This window comes from Vreelandella boliviensis LC1 (assembly GCF_000236035.1).
Classification (GTDB): domain Bacteria; phylum Pseudomonadota; class Gammaproteobacteria; order Pseudomonadales; family Halomonadaceae; genus Vreelandella; species Vreelandella boliviensis.
Genome location: NZ_JH393259.1, coordinates 29,524 through 46,947 on the forward strand (window position 1 = coordinate 29,524; position 17,424 = coordinate 46,947).

The 17,424-nt window shown below is 55.0% G+C and carries 17 protein-coding genes; 13 read left to right on the plus strand and 4 right to left on the minus strand.

Annotation, left to right across the window (positions count from 1 at the left end; all coding sequences use genetic code 11):
- The first annotated feature begins 10 nt into the window (after positions 1–10).
- The 5 genes from KUC_RS14625 to KUC_RS14645 all read left to right on the plus strand — a co-directional run bounded on the left by KUC_RS14625 (position 11) and on the right by KUC_RS14645 (position 4,983).
- The gene (locus KUC_RS14625) at positions 11–250 is read left to right on the plus strand and encodes a hypothetical protein (RefSeq protein WP_007113995.1); all 240 of its coding nucleotides are present in this window, start codon (positions 11–13) and stop codon (positions 248–250) included.
- A 201-nt stretch (positions 251–451) separates the two neighbouring features.
- Complete coding sequence (locus KUC_RS14630; RefSeq protein WP_141243431.1) at positions 452–1,591, plus strand: GGDEF domain-containing protein; 1,140 nt, start codon at positions 452–454, stop codon at positions 1,589–1,591.
- Between the two features lie 127 nt (positions 1,592–1,718).
- A complete protein-coding gene (locus tag KUC_RS14635; RefSeq protein ID WP_007113997.1) occupies positions 1,719–2,315 on the plus strand; it encodes a LemA family protein in 597 nt (198 codons plus the stop codon).
- Positions 2,316–2,339: 24 nt separating this feature from the next.
- Positions 2,340–4,298, plus strand: a complete 1,959-nt coding sequence (locus KUC_RS14640) for a M48 family metallopeptidase (RefSeq protein ID WP_007113998.1) — start codon at positions 2,340–2,342, stop codon at positions 4,296–4,298.
- Positions 4,299–4,347: 49 nt separating this feature from the next.
- The gene (locus tag KUC_RS14645; protein WP_007113999.1) at positions 4,348–4,983 is read left to right on the plus strand and encodes a LysE family translocator; all 636 of its coding nucleotides are present in this window, start codon (positions 4,348–4,350) and stop codon (positions 4,981–4,983) included.
- A gap of 68 nt (positions 4,984–5,051) precedes the next feature.
- On the opposite strand, the gene KUC_RS14650 is transcribed toward KUC_RS14645, so the two are convergent.
- Positions 5,052–5,753: an FMN-dependent NADH-azoreductase gene (locus KUC_RS14650; protein ID WP_007114000.1), complete on the minus strand. Its 702-nt coding sequence runs from the start codon at positions 5,751–5,753 to the stop codon at positions 5,052–5,054.
- A 120-nt stretch (positions 5,754–5,873) separates the two neighbouring features.
- Here KUC_RS14650 and KUC_RS14655 point away from each other — a divergent pair, with 120 nt between their 5' ends.
- Both KUC_RS14655 and KUC_RS14660 read left to right on the plus strand, forming a co-directional pair.
- The gene (locus tag KUC_RS14655) at positions 5,874–6,779 is read left to right on the plus strand and encodes a LysR substrate-binding domain-containing protein (protein WP_007114001.1); all 906 of its coding nucleotides are present in this window, start codon (positions 5,874–5,876) and stop codon (positions 6,777–6,779) included.
- A 74-nt stretch (positions 6,780–6,853) separates the two neighbouring features.
- Positions 6,854–7,375, plus strand: coding sequence for a nucleoside monophosphate kinase (locus KUC_RS14660; protein ID WP_083825792.1), 522 nt, complete (start codon positions 6,854–6,856; stop codon positions 7,373–7,375).
- Positions 7,376–7,469: 94 nt separating this feature from the next.
- Here KUC_RS14660 and KUC_RS14665 read toward each other — a convergent pair whose 3' ends face one another.
- Entirely contained in the window at positions 7,470–9,386 is a 1,917-nt protein-coding gene (locus KUC_RS14665) for a DNA topoisomerase III (protein WP_007114003.1), read from the minus strand.
- A gap of 180 nt (positions 9,387–9,566) precedes the next feature.
- Between KUC_RS14665 and KUC_RS14670 the strand changes: the two genes are divergently transcribed.
- Both KUC_RS14670 and KUC_RS14675 read left to right on the plus strand, forming a co-directional pair.
- Positions 9,567–10,808 (plus strand): ABC1 kinase family protein, encoded by a 1,242-nt coding sequence (locus tag KUC_RS14670; RefSeq protein WP_040481172.1) that lies wholly within the window; start codon positions 9,567–9,569, stop codon positions 10,806–10,808.
- Between the two features lie 137 nt (positions 10,809–10,945).
- Positions 10,946–12,763, plus strand: a complete 1,818-nt coding sequence (locus KUC_RS14675) for an SEC-C domain-containing protein (RefSeq protein WP_040481174.1) — start codon at positions 10,946–10,948, stop codon at positions 12,761–12,763.
- Between the two features lie 19 nt (positions 12,764–12,782).
- Here the strand turns inward: KUC_RS14675 and KUC_RS14680 are convergent, their stop codons facing one another.
- Complete coding sequence (locus tag KUC_RS14680; RefSeq protein ID WP_007114006.1) at positions 12,783–14,144, minus strand: AmpG family muropeptide MFS transporter; 1,362 nt, start codon at positions 14,142–14,144, stop codon at positions 12,783–12,785.
- Positions 14,145–14,257: 113 nt separating this feature from the next.
- Here KUC_RS14680 and KUC_RS14685 point away from each other — a divergent pair, with 113 nt between their 5' ends.
- From KUC_RS14685 to KUC_RS14695, 4 genes are all read left to right on the plus strand, one after another.
- Positions 14,258–14,776 (plus strand): FKBP-type peptidyl-prolyl cis-trans isomerase, encoded by a 519-nt coding sequence (locus KUC_RS14685; RefSeq protein WP_007114007.1) that lies wholly within the window; start codon positions 14,258–14,260, stop codon positions 14,774–14,776.
- A 109-nt stretch (positions 14,777–14,885) separates the two neighbouring features.
- The gene (gene ccoM, locus KUC_RS19615) at positions 14,886–15,041 is read left to right on the plus strand and encodes a cytochrome c oxidase subunit CcoM (RefSeq protein ID WP_154649795.1); all 156 of its coding nucleotides are present in this window, start codon (positions 14,886–14,888) and stop codon (positions 15,039–15,041) included.
- A 257-nt stretch (positions 15,042–15,298) separates the two neighbouring features.
- Positions 15,299–15,814: a hypothetical protein gene (locus KUC_RS20100; protein ID WP_083825783.1), complete on the plus strand. Its 516-nt coding sequence runs from the start codon at positions 15,299–15,301 to the stop codon at positions 15,812–15,814.
- 32 nt (positions 15,815–15,846) lie between these two features.
- Complete coding sequence (locus tag KUC_RS14695) at positions 15,847–16,959, plus strand: GGDEF domain-containing protein (protein WP_083825793.1); 1,113 nt, start codon at positions 15,847–15,849, stop codon at positions 16,957–16,959.
- On the opposite strand, the gene KUC_RS14700 is transcribed toward KUC_RS14695, so the two are convergent.
- Positions 16,943–17,422, minus strand: coding sequence for a group I truncated hemoglobin (locus tag KUC_RS14700; protein ID WP_040481176.1), 480 nt, complete (start codon positions 17,420–17,422; stop codon positions 16,943–16,945). The two genes, KUC_RS14695 and KUC_RS14700, sit on opposite strands and share 17 nt — an antisense overlap.
- Positions 17,423–17,424 lie beyond the last annotated feature (2 nt).

The following is a 17,424-nucleotide window of genomic DNA, read 5'->3' on the forward strand; positions in this document are numbered from 1 at the left end:
GGAATGATCGATGGCAAAAATAGCGCTCTGGATAATTACAATTTCCGACGATCAATCGATCAATGACATCGCCACACGGCTAAGTGCCGAGGGGTTGATTATCCGGGAGGTGCTAAAAGAGATCGGTTGCATTACCGGGGCGGCCGATGATGTCACGGTGGAACGTCTGAAGCATATCCAAGGCGTGGTGGATATTGCGCCTGATATTCAGATCGGTATGGGGCCACCAGGCTCCGAGGAGACTTGGTAAGCACCATTAACATTTCGCTCGGTGTTATGTGAATCATGGCTTCAATGGAGAGGTGACATGACAACTCCCGCTAAGAACACCGTTTGGGGGTTTAACTAGGGCATTATGAGCACTGCAACTCATATGTTACAATATGTAATTGCCCATTAGCCCCACCAGAAAAACTCTTATATCACTAGTGTTTCCACTAGGGTGTGGGTGGTGCAAAACTACCCAGTACCGGAAAAGGTGATGATGAGAAAGCGCGTACCAATACCTGCTGAATGGCGGGTCAATTTTCTTCTTAATCAATATTCGCTTTCGCGTCGACTTGGCTACTTGTTGTCCTGCGTAGTACTGGTGTTGTTGCCCGTTTTCACCATTTTCGACGCTACGCTAGTCGGTTACTCAAACGAGGAGTCAGTGTGGAAACATATTGTGCTCCGGTTGCCCACCGCCATTCTGGCAATCATCTTTCTGGTGCTCTACCACAATAAAACCCAGGGCTATTGGGCCTATCCGCTGCTGCTGGCGCTTAATCTTTCTCTGGTGGGTATGGTGGCTGCCATGTTCGCATTGCACTATACGGAGCAGGGCGGGCATCTTCTCTACATCACTCAGGGCCTCACCTTGGCCATCATTGCCGTGGCTACGGCGACTGTTTACGGTGTTAGAGATCTGGCTATTATCTACGGGTTGCCATTTCTGGCAGTAGTCGCTTTACTTGCTTATACAGGCAGCACGTTACCTGATAATCCCATTCATTTAATCTTCATTCCCGCTGCTATGGGCATAGGCGCAGTCATTGCCACGATGTTGCACCAGGAACACCAGCGCACTTTTATGGCCAGCCAGCAGCTTGAGTATAATGCTTTGACCGACGCGCTGACCGGCTTGCCCAACCGGCGCTCCATGCAAACACAATTGCAGGCAGAGTGGAGCCACGCTAAGCGCAACGAGCAATGTTTCGCTGTGTTGATGGCCGATCTGGATCGCTTTAAGGCTGTTAATGACCAGCATGGCCATGAGGTGGGGGACGAGGTGCTCACCATTCTTGCTAGCCGGTTCACCACCTCCCTTCGCGGTGGAGATCGAGTAGCCCGCTGGGGCGGTGAGGAATTTTTGCTGCTGATCCCTAACGCCACCCCGGAAAGCGCTCTGGCCGTCGCAGAAAAGGTACGCCGATCAGTGGCTGAGCCAGCGTTTGCCACCTCTGCCGGCAGCTTGGCGATTACACTGAGCCTGGGGGTAGCGCTTTACCGTGAGGTTGAAAGCATTGACGAAGTTATAAGCCGCGCCGATAAGGCGCTTTACCGTGCCAAGCTGGAAGGACGCAACCGAGCGGTGTTAGCAGACGGCTGAAGGTATGCCCCGTTTTCCAGATACCGAGAGAGTATTGGTTGATCTTACCCATCCCCTCGAGGGTTTTTATTATCGACACAATGGCAAAGTATTTTTTACTGACTGATGTCTACTGAAAGGAAGAATCATGGTGCTAACTATCGTTATTATCTTGGCGATCATCGCCGCTATCGCGTTTTACGTCATCGGTATCTACAACCGACTTGTTTCGTTGAAAAATCGCTTTGAGAACGCCTTTGCTCAGATTGAAGTGCAGCTTAAGCGTCGGCATGACTTGATTCCTAACTTAGTCGAAACTGCCAAAGGGTATCTCAGTCATGAGCGGGAAACGCTGCAATCGGTCATCGAGGCGCGTAATACAGCCTCTGCTGGGCTAAAAGCGGCCGCGGCAAACCCGGGTAGTGCCAAGGCCATGGCAGACCTGGGAGGTGCAGAGGGTGCGCTGACTCAGGCGATGGGGCGGCTCAATGTAGTCATGGAAGCCTACCCGGATTTAAAAGCCTCACAAAATATGCAGCAGTTGTCTGAAGAGCTAACCAGCACGGAAAACAAAGTAGCCTTTGCGCGACAGTCATTTAACGATGCGGTGATGCACTACAACACTTACCGCCAGAGCTTCCCACCGGTAGCCGTGGCTGGCATGTTCGGCCATGATCAGGATGCTTCCCTGTTAGAGTTTGAAGACAGCGCTCAGATTCAAGTAGCGCCGAAGGTATCGTTCTAAGTTACAACCCAGGGAAAGCGAGACATGGATTTTTTTACCGCGCAGGATAACGCTCGTCGTAAAACCGGGCGTCTAGTTGTCTTGCTGGTACTAGCAGTACTAGCCCTGATTGTAGTGACGACGCTAGCAATAGCCGTTGCGTTTTATCTAATGGGAGATCAATCCACAGCGCAAGCCGACCTTTCCGCCCAGGGAATGCTGTCCGCATTATCAATTGAGCTTGTGTTCGGGGTTGCTATTGGGGTGCTGGCCGTTGTAGTGCTGGGCGGTCTATTCAAACGAAGCCAGCTAGGGCGTGGCGGTCGCGCAGTGGCAGAAGCCCTTGGCGGACGCGAAATCAATCTTAATACCCGCGATGCTGATGAGCGGCGCATTCTCAATGTGGTTGAAGAGATGGCCATTGCCTCTGGAACGCCCGTACCCTCTGTCTATGTACTAGAGGAAGAGAGCATCAATGCCTTTGCCGCAGGCTACCAAACCAACGATGCCGTGATTGGTATTACCCGTGGCACCATCCGCAACCTTAATCGAGATGAGCTGCAGGGTGTTGTAGCCCATGAGTTTAGCCATATTCTGCATGGCGATATGCGGTTGAATATGCGCTTGATCAGCATTCTGCACGGCATCCTAATCATTGGTTTTTTGGGCGGCATGCTACTGCGCAGTATGCGTTTTCGGCGGGTCGGTGGTGGTGGTAAGCGCGATAACTCAGGCGCCATTATTTTAGCGCTGGGGGCGGCACTGATGGTGATCGGCTACGCCGGCACTTTCTTTGGCAATTTGATCAAGTCGGCGGTCAGTCGGCAGCGTGAATATCTGGCGGATGCCTCAGCGGTGCAGTTTACCCGCAATCCTGAGGGGATTGGTAACGCGCTGGTTAAAATCGGCTCGCACACTCTGGGCTCTCACCTGCAAGCTACACAGGCGGCGGAATTCAGCCACCTTTTCTTCGGTCAAGGCGTGCGGCAGGGGTTTAGCCAAATCATGGCTACTCACCCGCCGGTTAAAGAGCGAATCAAGCGGGTAATGCCAGACTGGGATGGCCGTTTCGAAGCCACTTGGCCCAAGCAGCCAGACGAGACTGACGCACCAGATTCTTTAGACAGCGATGAACGCTCTGCAGCAGGACACAGATTTGGATCAGGAGCAGAACCAGGAACGCAGGCGGCTGTTTTAACCGCCGCCTCTGCTCAAACAGCTATCGGTTCCATGGGCCAGCCCGATCAGCGTCACTTAGCCCAGGCTAGAGCAACGCTAGGCGCGTTACCGGAGCAGATTAGAACCGCAGCTCATGAGCCCTATGCCGCCCGCGCGTTAATGCACGCGCTATTGCTTAGCGAAGACAAGGCCACTCGTAAACATCAATTGGAGGTGCTGCAGCAAGCCGCACAGCCGGATGTATACCAAGCGCTGATGGATTATGGCCCTGACGTATTGAAGCTGGATGTAGCGTTACGCCTGCCGCTCATTGAGTTGGCGCTGCCCGCGTTACGCTCGCTTTCAATGCCGCAGGCCCAGCACTTTCGCATTTGCATGGAACGGCTGATCGAAGCAGATGGTCAGGTTAGCCTGTTTGAATGGACGCTGTATCAGCTGTTGCTCAACAACCTGAGCGAGCAGGGTAGCGGGCCCTCCAGCCTTAAGTTAAACGACCTGCAGCGGGAGTGTCAGATGCTGCTAACGGTGCTTGCCGCCGCCGGGCAAGATGATCCTGATGAAATAAGCGCGGCTCTCAACGCCGCAGAGAGTGAGCTGCCGTTCTCATTAACAGCCATTGAGGATATAAGTGATATGCGTGCGCTCAGTCTGGCGGTTGAGCGTTTGCGGCGCTTAAAGCCTTTGCATAAGCCTGCTCTGTTGCTAGCGATGGCGCGTTGTATTGAGCACAGCGGACGTATTCTGCCTGCCGAAGCCGAGTTGTTCCGTGCTATGTCAGATATTCTCGATTGCCCCATGCCGCCACTGTTATCGGAAGAGGCATAGGCATTTGAGCATGCCAATTTTGGCCGCTGAAGAATAAAGGGGAATAACGGTGTTTGAATACTCGCTGTTTCACTGGATGACGTTTCTATCTGCGGCTGTACTTCTGAATCTATCGCCGGGGCCAGATATTGCTTACATATTGGGGCAAACCTTTCGTAGTGGTCGCCGCCACGGATTCGCCGCTATGTTTGGTATCTGGACCGGAGCAGCGCTGCACGTGGTGATGGCGGCAGTGGGGCTTTCGGCCATACTGGCAACATCAGCGTTAGCTTTTTCAATTGTTAAATGGGTCGGGGCGGCCTATCTGATATGGCTGGGCGTTAAAATGCTGCTCTCACAGGGCGATCAATTTATTGCAGCAGAAAAGCAGAGCCCCAAGCGCCTATCCTCGGTTTATTGGCAGGGTATGCTGGTGTCCGCGCTAAACCCCAAAGTGGCCGTATTCTTCTTGGCGTTTTTGCCACAATTTATCGTGGAAGGCGCAGGCCCTGCCGAAGCTCAGCTTTTATTGCATGGCAGCTTGATTATCGTGGTTGCTGCGGTAATAGAGCCTCCTTTGGTACTGGCTGGAGCTAAGCTGGGTGCCTTTCTGAAGAGCAAGCCCCGCGTTGGTTTGTGGATGGATAGAAGCCTAGGGGCACTGTTTGTGGCATTGGGTGCACGGCTAGCGGCTAGCGCTAAATAGTTGTAGAAGGTACGGATATTCTTAATTAGCGATCTCCGCACCTGATATGCTAGTTGTTCACATAGCGTTTAGGCTGGCTCTGGTATTGGAGCGTCCCGGAACGCCATCTGCAGTTCATCAACCAGAACTTCAACTTTACCGACCGCCTCAGCAATGGATGCGGCCAGTAGCTCACCACCTACTTCCTGGCCTTCTATGGCAATGTAGTGGATACGGGTAATCCCCATAAACTGAAGTGCGGTGGTTAGGTGGGGTTCCAGATGGTTCATATGGGCCATTTCTTCGCCAGGCGACATATTTACGCCGCCTCTAGCTACGAGCACAACGACATGCCTTTCTCGGTCTATGAGCTTGGGTACGTAAGGGTCTATCGGGTTGGAGTCATCGAATTCCACTGTTCTGCCGGCCCGCACCACTTGATCAATCCATGCTTTAAGGGCGGCTGGCATGCCAAAGTTATATAGTGGCGTGCCGATCACCACAATATCAGCGGCAATTAACTCATCAACCAATTGATCGCTTTCTGCTAGCGCCTCCTTCATCCAGGGTTCTTGACGCTCTTCGGGGGTGAAGGCAGACGCAATCCAGTCGTGGTTGATAATCGATGGCGGGTTTTGTCCGATGTCGCGATAGGTGACCGTAGCTTGCGGGTGGCCTGATTGCCACTGTCTGACAAACTGATCGGTCAGATGGCGGCTATGGGAGCCGTGATTATCGGTTCCCGCAATACCGGGTCGGGCACTAGCGTCTATATGCAGTAAATGTGGCATGGATAGCCTCCTAATCTGAGTTGAACTCATCTATGATTAACAACAGATCCATCGTAGATCTAAGCCTATAGGGCGAACAAACGATCTTTTCTTGCTGCTATAGATGAGTAGAACTCATTCATGAACCATCGCCGATTACCCTCTCTTTCGTCGCTTCGCGCTTTTGAAGCGGCTGCTCGCCATGAAAGCGCCAAGCAGGCAGCGCAGGAGCTTTCGGTGACGCCAACCGCCATTAGCCACCAAGTCCGAGGACTCGAAGAGGCGCTGGGCGTTTCCCTTTTCGTACGTAAACCCCGCCAGTTGAAACTGACACCTCAGGGCCGCGAGCTACAGCAGGTATTGGAAACAGCCTTTGATAGCATCAGCCATTTCGTCGAACGACTGAGCGCTGTACCTGTTCGCCAAACCGTGACGCTGTCTACAACACCAGCCGTTGCGGTCCGCTGGTTGCTGCCCTGGGTTTGCCTACTGCGCGACTCCCATCCAGGTATTGATCTGCGTATTCATGCTTCGCATGAGCCGGTAGCGCTAGATGGTGTAACGGCAGACATTGCCATTCGTTATGGCGATGGCCGCTGGCCGGGGCTAATAGCGGAGAAGTTGTTCGAGAACACCTTTATCCCGGCTTGCAGTCCACACCTTGATTTGCACGATGCAGCGCAACTCTCGGCGCACTCGCTGATCCACTTCCGCATTGCAGGTGCTGTATCTTCGCCACTGGATTGGGTGGCTTGGCAGAAACTGGCTAAGGTGCCGGGACTAGATGTGAGTGCAGGGCTGGTGTTTACTGACGAAACCCACGCAGTTTCAGCCGCCGTGGGGGAGCAGGGCGTGGCGTTAATGAGCCGTCAGTTGATTAACGATGAATTAGTTCAGGGCCGTTTGATGCAACCTTTCGGCCCGTCACTGGAAGGCAAACCGTTCTTTTTGGTCTACCCGGAAAGCCGTCAGCAAGATCCGACTATTCGAGCTATACGGGAATGGGTGATGTCGGTACCGAGTGGAATGTCTGCGCTATCGAAGTGACCCTAGGTAGACTACAACGCGATAGCGTAAGGGAAGGTATCATGCTGTTCTGATACAATTTTGATGCCGTGTTTATGCCCACGCTACTCGGGCTATCTGAATCACGCTGGGCGCTTTATTTAGCGCCCAATTGTCGAGGTCGCTTTGGCAGTCAAGCGCTCCCCACCCGCACAACGGGCAAAAGAAACTTTCTGATTGATGGTTTCCCTCGTTCGCTGTCCAATCTTGAAGCCTGGTACGAGGTTTTTGGCCGGGAGACCGAGCTGCCGACCATGCTGTACTTTGAATGCCCATTCGACGTACTCGAAGAACAGCGAATTCTGGGTCGTGCCAAATACTCTGGGCGCACGGACGACAATGTTGACGCGATGAAGCTACGCTTCGATACCTTCAAAGCTGAAACGTTGCCGACGGTTGAGCTGTTCAAAGGAAAGGGCAAGTGCGTGGAGATTGATACGAGTCAGGGTCGTGAAGCCGTGTACACGTTGCTGCGCGAGCACCTTGCCAAGTACACCGAGCAGCAACTACTGGATCAACCGTTAACAGAAAAGTCTGAAATTTTGCTTGGTTTGAGGCCTTACCCGCAGAAAGGGTAATGTTGAACCCGCATCGCTCAGCAGGCAGTTTCCAACGATTGAGTGGCTGGCGATTCGGGAGATAATTAGTGAGGGGCGCTTATTAAGCTTCCCCTCAACTCGTCTTCTTCTTGCCCCCAGAACTTTTTCTTTTCGTATAGCTCTTTCTCGGTTTTCCCGTGCGCTTCGTCGGGCCACCGGCTTCGCCTTGTGCAGTTTGAAGGCTCTGCCTCAGTTTGGCGGCGTCGCTATGGGTGAGCAGGCCACGTAAGTCGACCAGTAACGCTTGCTGAAAGGCGCTGGGGTCGTCCTGCTGTTCGGATATTGCCCGAAGGCGCTGCTCCCATAAAGCGGTGCGTTCGGGTGTGCTCACCGCACTGGGGAGGGCGGCGATGAGGGCAGTGCCGAGTTTGGTGGCGCGTAAGGCCTTTTGCTGGCGCACTAAATAGCCGCGCTGTACCAGGGTTTCGATAATGCCTGCGCGGGTGGCTTCGGTGCCCAGGCCATCGGTGTCGCGCAGGGTGCGGCGTACCTCTGGATCGTCCACGTAGCGGCCAATGTTCATCATTGCCTTGATAAGGCTGGCATCGGTGAAGGGCTCCGGCGGGCGGGTCTCTTTCTCCTCAACGCCTGCGTCCAACGCTTGGCAGGGTTCACCTTGGGTGAGCGGCGGTAGCGGTGGCGCTTCATCGCGGGTGGTGAATAGCGGTTTCCAGCCGGGGTCGAGAATACTTTGCCCACGGGCGCGGAAAGCTTCATTGAGCAGCGTAAATTCGGCTTTGACTTCGAAGGTGCGCAGCGGGCGGTAAAACTGCGCCATGACGTTGCGCACTATCAGTCGAAATACATGGCCTTCGGTAGCGGAGAGCTGGCTGAAATCAGCGGGCTTTCCGGTAGGGGCGATGGCGTGGTGGGCACCGACCTGCTTATCGTTCCATGCCTTGGAGCGCAGCGTAAAATCCGCACCACTGAGCCACTGCCGCAACGCTTCATCGTTTTGGCAGGCGCCGGTGAGACTACGCTGGGCAAGCTGAAGATGCTCTTCGGGTAGGTAGCGGCAGTCTGAACGCGGATAGGTAATCAGTTTGTGGCGTTCATAAAGCCGCTGGCAAATATCCAGCACCATCTGCGCGGAAAGTCCGTGGCGGCGGGCAGCGTCTACCTGAAGGGCAGAGAGCGAGTAGGGCAGCGGCGGTGCCTGGCGTTTCTCCTGTTGGTCGAGCTTGGTGAGTTGCCCTGAAGCGCCGGGTAACTGAGCCGCGAGGGCGTCGGCTGGGGTGCGGTCAATCAAGCGGCCTTGGTCATCGAGGGGTTGGTGCTCTTTGGGGGCCCACCAGGCCCGCAGTTGACCCTGGGCAACCTTAAGATCCACCCATAGCGGATAAAATGGATGGGGCACAAAGTCACGGATGGCGTTATCCCGGCGTACTATCAGCCCCAGTACCGGGGTTTGCACACGGCCGACAGAAAGCACACCGTCGTGTCCCGCTTGGCGGCCGGTGAGTGTCCAGGCGCGGGTTAGATTAATGCCATACAGCCAGTCCGCGCGGGAGCGGGCCTGCGCTGCCTGAAACAGCGGCTGGTAGTCGGCGTTGGAGCGCAGCTTGGCAAGCGCTCGGCTCACGGCAGGTTTATTAAGATCGCTAATCAGCAGCCGCTGCACCGGGCCACGATATTTCATGTATTCGATCACTTCCTGCACCAACAGCTGACCTTCGCGGTCAGGGTCACCCGCGTGAACCACATCGGTGGCTTGTTTGATCAGCTTGCGAATCACCGCAAGTTGGCCGCGGGCCTTGGGGCGCGGCATCAGTTTCCACTGCTGAGGCACGATGGGGAGTCGGTCTAGACGCCACTGCTTGTCGGCGGGGTCGTAGGCTTCCGGCGGCGCTTGCTCTAATAAGTGCCCCAGGCACCATGTGACCGTGGTGTCACCACACACCATCGCACCATCCTGGCGTTTGCTAGTGCCCGGTAACGCCTCGGCAATGGCTTGGGCGAGGCTGGGTTTTTCGGCAATTATCAGGCGCATAGCAGCGGAGCCTTCATCGTATCCATCGGTGGTCGTTATGGTAGCAGACGCTCCAAAGATTAGCTGGAACGGAGTGGATAATGATGCGGTAGATGTCTAATACTGCTAAGTTGTATAAACTTTGTATAAATAATTGGTTCAATGGCATTTAATTTAGCGGTATTCGGAGAGGTATAGCCAATGCGTGAGCGAGGCAGAACAAGACGATTGATGGGCTTGGGTGCGCGCACCGGCGGCGCGTTGCTGAAAACCCGCTTAGGCGGCCAGGCGGATTGGCGCGCCCTGGGCGAAGCGCTGTTTGAGGGGCTTTCAGAGCTTAAAGGCCCGGCGATGAAGCTTGCGCAAATTATGTCCCAGTGGGACGACTTGCTGCCTCCTGATCTTGCTGAAGAGCTTGCCCGCCTGCAGCGCCAAGCCGAGCCGATGCCGTGGCCAAAAATTCGTGAAGCGCTGGTGCTGCAATATGGCGATATCGACCACTACTTCAGTGAAATCGAGGAGCGCCCCTTTGCCAGCGCCTCCATGGGGCAGGTGCACCGCGCGACCACCCATGAGGGGGAAACGGTCGTGCTCAAGGTGCAGTACCCCGGCCTTGCCGAGGTGTTGGAGAGTGATTTGATCCAGGTGCGGCGCATAATGCGTTTAGGCCGCTGGTTTAAAGTGCCCCAGGCGCGGTTGGATGCACTGTTTGAAGAACTCGCTGAAAGCCTGCGTGGGGAACTGGATTACCACGCTGAAGCCGATGCGTTGGCCCGCTACCGTGAACGCTATAAGGATGACCCGCGGCTAGTGATTCCCGAGCCTTTGCCAGCGCTTTCCGGCCCCCACGTGCTGGCGATGCGCTACGTGGAAGGCACGCCGCTGCGCGAATTAGCCGATGCAGATGACGCGACGCGCCAGGGCATTGCCGAGACATTAGCGAACTGGATTACCCAAGAGCTGTTTACCTATGGCGAACTACACGCCGACCCCCATGCGGGTAATTTTGCTGCCGATACCCAAGGACGGCTGGTGATTTACGATTTGGGCGCAGTAATCGCTGTGCCAGAAGCGCGTATTAAAGCCATGATGCAACTGCTCGATGCCACCTTGAAGCATGACCCGATGGGAATGGATGAGGCGCTGATGCAAATGGGCGGGCGTCAGGGGCAGGGCGCGCCGTTGGCGCTGTATCGTGAATCCGCTGAATGTATCGCGCCGCTGTTTGAGCCCGGTGAGCAGGATTTCAGCGATGTACGGGTGCACCGCCGTTTGCGGGAGCTAACCCCTAAAGTGTGGGCGGCGATGGATCGCCTGCAACCCCCCGCAGATACGCTGCTGCTTTCCCGCGCATTGAACGGCCACTACTGGAATTTAGTGCGTTTGGGGGCGCGGCTGAATATGCACGAGCGCACGCTTCCGTTATTAAAATGGGCCCACTAACGATCAACCGATTGCCGCTGCGACCATGCCAGCCTTCATGCTAAACTATGCCGCTTTTAAACAGGTCATTGTTTAATTCGATATCGTTGAACGCGACATCGTTTAACAAGCCATCCTGTCACAACATGGAGACGGCAATGCTGGCGGTATGGGTCGATCAGCTGCTGGGATTCGCCTCCGGGGCACTCTCGGCAATCAGGCAACAAGAACACTATCCGGATTTTATGACCTGGGTGCGCGCCAAAGGCGCGGATTCCTTTGAAGGCGATGTGGCCATGGCCCAAGCGCTGGCGCCAGTGCTATGGTCGCAAACACCGCTGGAGCGGCTTAGCTTTGCCTGTGAACCCCTTGCCACGCCGGGGCGTAACGAACCTTGCTGGTGTGACTCTGGGCGCAAATTCAAGCAGTGTTGCTACCAAATTGAGTTTCCCACTGAAATTCCCGAGCAGATGATGTGGATGCTGTCGCTGCGCGAATGGAAGGGCGCGACCCTAAAGGCAGCGCTGGATAGCCAGCAGGCACCCCCTCAAGCGCTGCTCGAAGCCGGGTTGATTGCCGCGGAAAGTGGCCAGACGGGTCGCTCAATGCAAATCCTTGAATCGCTGTTCGATGGCAGCGACTGGTCGCGCCTGCCCGAGCAGGCCGAACCGGCCTTTGAAATCCTGCTGGACATCTATCAAGAGCGCGGTTTTAGCCGTAAACGCGCCGACCTGCTTGACGATGTGATGGAGCGCGGGCCGCTGTTTTTACGCGGCGTGGCCCTTGAGCGCCTGTGTTTGATGCACCTGGATAACGATGACCTGGATAGTGCCCGCGGGGCCTTTGTCAAAGCCCAGCAGGCGCTGCCCGATTCGCCTACGTTGGCCTACATTGAAGCCATGCTGTTACTGCATGAAGGCCACGAACAGGAAGCCAAAGAACGCGCCAACTTCTGGTATCGCCGCCTCGTTCGCCAGGGCGAGCTGGATGAAGATCAGCTGGATTTTTTAGCCGCGTTGGCAGATAACCCCGGCGCGACGCTTGCCGACCAGCTGCTCAGTGCGGAAGAGGATCTGGCCACGCCGCTGGTGTCGCTTCAGGCACTACTCGCCGCGCTGCCCACCGCCCCTAAAATCGATGTCAGCGCCGACCCTGAAAGCGGCCGATTGCTTTATAACACCAGTGCTCGTGAAGCGACGCTGTTTGCCGCCTGGCATGAGCAGTTTCAGGTGCTGGTGGATGAAGACGTAGCGCTGGGTTTTCGCGATGACCCCTGGGGCAACGCTATTGAGTGGATGTCGGCACTCTGCGCGCATCCCGAGTGGCTGGACGCCCCACAGGTAGTGCAAGACTTAACCTTGGCGCTCACCAGCCGCTTTGGCAGCTTGCCCTGGATGGCCCCAAGCCTGTTGGAGCCACTGGCGCTGCGCCTTTCGCGCTGGTTGGAACAAGCCCGCGCTGAAGGCGACGGCAACCTGTGCTGGGACGATGCCAATAACGCTATGTTGCTGCGCACAGGGTTAGCGCTGGTGGTCGGTATGGAACGCGGCGCGCGTCAGCACTCCCGCGAGTTGGCCGAAGAGCTACTGCTGATTGATCAGGAAGATAGCTTGGGGCTGCGCGAGCTGGTACTCGACCAACTGCTGCGTGATGACCGCAACGAAGAAGCGCTGGCGTTAGCCGAAGAGAATGACGACGACGGCTCGCTGGTTCTCGGGCTGCTAATGGGCAAAACCCTGGCGCTGTATCGATTAGAGCAGCGTGAGGCAGCTGAAACCGCGCTTGGCGATGTGCTTGGCCATAACCGCTACGCGCTTGAGCTGATTTGTGCCGAAAATCCCCGGCCCTCCATGCCCCACCCAGATGGTCAAGTTGACCCCGGCTCCCGGGCGGAAGCGTGGCAGTACCGCACGCTGATGCGCGATCAGTGGCGCACGACGCCAGGGGCGCTGGACTGGCTGGAAGCACACCGCTAGCTCAAACCATCAAGCCTGTTTAGGCAGGCTTGGGGGCGGGGACTAGCTGCTTGTCTCGGCTGATCCAGATGGCTAAGGCGATGGCGGGTAGGCCGAGCAGGGTGGCAATTACAAAGAACGTAGCGTAACCCTGCGCGGTGACCACAATCCCGCCGAAGCCACTCAAAAACTTGCCGGGTAGCGTCATCAGCGATGAGAACAGGGCATATTGGGTGGCGGTATATGCCCGCGAGGTGAGGCTTGATAGGAACGCAATAAATACTGCGCTGGCAAGGCCGTTAGCCAAGTTATCACCCACAATCGCCATCACTAGCATGGGCAGTTGTTGACCGGCTAGTGCCAGCACGGCGAACAGCAGATTGGTAAGTGTGGCAGCGGCAGCGCCCAGGATCAGCAGCGGCCCAATGCCGTAGCGCGCCACCAAAAGCCCGCCAAGAATACCGCCGGTAATACTCATCGCAATGCCAAATATATTGGTTACGTTGGCAATCTCTGCCAGTGAAAAGCCTAGGTCGATATACAGCGGGTTGGCCATTGAGGCCATGGCTAAATCGCTGATTCTAAACACTGCAATAAACACCAAAATCCACAGCGCTTTCACCCCATAGCGCCTAAAGAAATCGGTAAACGGGCAGACGAGCGCACCGATACTCCAGGCACCCAGGCGGCGTAAAATTTTGGGTTTGCCCCGGCTGGCACGAATAAACGCCCGTACCTTAGGCTCGTGGATAAGTTGAATAGAGAGCGAGGCGCGCTTAGGTTCAGGACGAAACAGCACGGTGAGGACGCCAATACCCATGAGCGCTGCCATGCTCAGATACGCCACATCCCAAGAGGCAGACGCCGCGATATATAAAGCGCCAGCACCCGCGGCAAGTAAGCCACCGCGATAGCCAATAATATAGGTCGAGGCCATAGCGGCTTGAACATCGTCATCGGCGGACTCAATGCGGTAGGCGTCAATGGCGATATCTTGCGTCGCTGAGCCAAACGCCACTAGGAGTGCAAAAAGAGCCACCCAGCCAAGATTACCCACCGGGCTCACGCCAGCAAGGCCCACCAGCCCAGCGGCAATCATGCTTTGTGCCAACAGCATCCAGCCGCGGCGTTGGCCGAAGGCGCGGGTCAAAATCGGTAGCGCCAAGCGATCCACCACTGGCGCCCAGAAAAACTTGATCGAGTAGAGCATGCCGATCCAGGCAAAAAAACCAATCGCCGCGATCTCAACGCCATCGCTGCGCAGCCAGGCAGAAAGTGTTGAAAACACCAGTAGAAATGGCAGACCTGCGGAAAATCCCAAAAACAGCATGGTAATAACGGGCGCACGACAATAAACAGCCAGCGCAGCAAGCCAACTACGCTGGGGGGTGGGGCTTAACATTAAACGCTACTCCTAGTGGAAAGACGCTGGCAATGGCCAAGTGGTAAACTAAGACAGTGTTCTAATTCAAAGTTCTATCACAAAACCGACAGCTTACCGGAGAGGAGTTTTCCATGTCGATTACGGCGCATCAGGTCGTTACCTTGCACTATGTTCTTAGCGACGTGCTCAACGATGGCAGCAAGCAGGTATTGGACGACTCCCAGGCGCGCAATAAGCCGCTAGAGTACTTGCATGGTCACGACAATATTGTGCCAGGGCTAGAGAGTGCGTTAGCGGGCCAAACAGTCGGGGCTGAATTGAGCGTGCAACTTATGCCCGCTGATGCCTACGGTGTGCGCAACGAAGCCCTGGTTCAAGAGGTCAGCCGCGGCTCTTTTGGTAGCGCTGAGTTGGAACCGGGAAGCCGCTTTCAAACCGAAGGCGAAGCCGGGCCGCAAATTGTCACAGTACTGGAAGTCGATGGTGACCGCGTCACCGTAGATACTAACCATCCCCTGGCGGGACGCACTCTGAACTATAAAGTGACCATTTTAGACGTGCGCGAAGCTACCCGTGCAGAATTGGCCAAAGGTCACCCGTTACCGCCGGGTACCGAACACAGCAAAGTCGAAGACCGTAAGGTACTGTAGCGTCAATAACACTCAAAAATTGATCGGTATCAATTTCCTGTTCACCCACTTTCCCCCGCCTTCCGTAACTTGACCTAGGTCAGCATTCTTTCGCCGTTGAGTAACTAGTATGAACGCATACATCACGGCGGGAGGAATTACCATGTATTGGGATGGCACAGTTATTTTCGGCTTAGCCACCGTCGCGTTAATGGTCGTCTTTATGGTGGGCTGGGTAGGCTTTGTGGTACGCGATCATCTACGTAAGGATGAACGTAAAAAATAGCCGACCCACCTCGTAAACCTTGTCAGGGGAGGGGGTTTGCTAGCTTAGTTCTACTAGCACTAGCTTAGTTTTACTAGCGTAGTAAACCTCCTGTTGCCAGCCCAATTTGGGCTGGCTTTTTTTTGGGTAAAAATCGGTTGAGTTGAAATTTCCTAGCGTACGATGTGGAGCAATACAAGGTGTACTCTGGTAAAGTTCTCTGCATAAGTTCTTTGCATAAGCTCTTTGCAATAACGAACACACCAGGAAGCGATGCCATGAACGCAGTTGCCTTACACCGCAGCCCGTGGGCGCGTGCACGCGGTCGATTCGCGTGCGCGTTAATTGTCGTGGGCTTAACTTTCCCCACGACTGTCTTCGCCCAGGCGTTAAGTATCATCAACGGCGATGTCACTCAAAAGGTCGCCCTAAGTGATTTGCGCGCCATGTCCGATACGACGTTTACGCTCTACGATCCCTTTCAAGGGCGCGATGTGGAGATGCGTGGCGTAGCTTTTCAAACCTTTCTGATTGAACAGTTTGGCGAAGTGCCCCCGGCGCTTCACTTTACCGCCTGGGATGACTACGAAGTTACCCTAGAGGGGTGGGACGACCCCAGCTGGCATCTGATTAGCTCTGAAGACGGCGATCCGCTCACCATTCGTTCGAGGGGCCCCGTGCGGCTGGTAGAGCGCGATTATAATAATCAGGGCAATGGTGACCGCGACGTTGAAAACCTGCGTGAATTCAACGACTGGATCTGGATGATCCGAAGCATAGAGGCGAAGTGGTGACATCCAAAGCCAAACCCGTTGAGCAATCATCAATGCGACCGCGGCCTTTAGCTCGCCAGCATCGCTACATTACGTGGTTATCGTTGAGCTTGATGAGCTTTTTGGCGCTAATGGTGCTGATTGTTTATGAGTCGCGCTGGGTATACCCCGAAATACAGGCCTACTTCAGCCAAACGGGGAATTTGACAGGCCAACAGTTGGCGACCCGGTCGCGTGCCTATCTGCAAGATGCCCAATCCGAACTACTGATCGATCAGCCTGCACAAGCGGCCTTAGATGCAGCCATCATCAACATTGAGCTAGCTTACGGCCTTTTCGATGTGCACGTTTATCGGCGCCAATACGAGTGCACTGAGCCCGGCCTAGTGAGCTTAAATCGCGTATTGGCAGGGTTGGCGCTGCGTGAGTTTGACCGTGTCGCTGTGGTGGACGAGTTGTTTGCGCCCATACAGTGCCTTACCCATATTGAGATGCACCAATTAGACCAGCGCGGCGCGGCGATTAATAATTTTTCAGAAAGCACGCGTCAGCATAATCAAGTGCTGACTTACTCCAGTTTATTGATCTTTGTGATGGGATTGGTGTTTTGGTGGCTCCACGAGCGCCAGCTACGACGAACTGATCGCGCCACCCAAGATACCTTTGAGTGGATGCAGCGCGCCATGCGCGATCCGCTAACCGGGGTCGGGAACCGTAGCGCTTTGCATCAAGATGTGTTGGCAAAGCAGCATCAGTCGCTGGGGCTGATTCTGGTCGATATCGACTATTTTAAACAGTACAACGATGCCTACGGGCACCCGCAAGGCGATACCCTGTTGCGCCAGTTGGCCACATTGATTGGTAAAACACTTAATGATGAAGCGCAGCTCTACCGCTTGGGAGGCGATGAGTTCGCAGCGTTAATCTTCTGCCCGGACACAGAGACGCTGAAGAGCTACTGTCGTCAGTTAATTGAAGGGGTTCGTAAGGCTAACTTTGCACACCCCGCCCATTCGGATAAGAAAGACGTTACCTTAAGCGTAGGTGGCAGCTGTTTTGTAGCCGATGAAGCAACTTTTCCCTACGCCTACGAAGCCGCTGACAAAGCACTCTACCGGGTAAAAACCGCAGGCCGTGACGGCTGGCAGGTTACTGAAGGCGCATAATATCTGCGTATAAGGGAGCGAGCCGGCCCAGTAGTTCATTACGCGCGCCAAGGGTAATATCTTCATCCTGCATAGCGGCATTGAGATGTTCCACTAAGCGATTAAAGTGTACATCCGTCAGGCCCATATGTTGATGCGCACGATCCATTGGTGGGCCTTCATAGCGGCAGGGGCCGTCGCTCACATCGCATAGCTGGCTGGCCAGCGATTCGGCAAATAAATCGATGTTGGTGTTAGCAAAAAACACCACCACCTCGGGATCATCCGCAATCCGGTATAAGAGGTTCTCAACTATCGCATCAATCGTGGCTTCCCCACCCAGGCGCTCGTATAGTGTTGTCGATGTTGATGTTGATTGAGTTGCTGACTGATGAGCACACCCTGCGAACGAAAACGCGACCGCTACAAAAGTAATCGCTATTAAACAACGGCGTGTACGGTAGTGTTTGAGTGGATAGATCATAG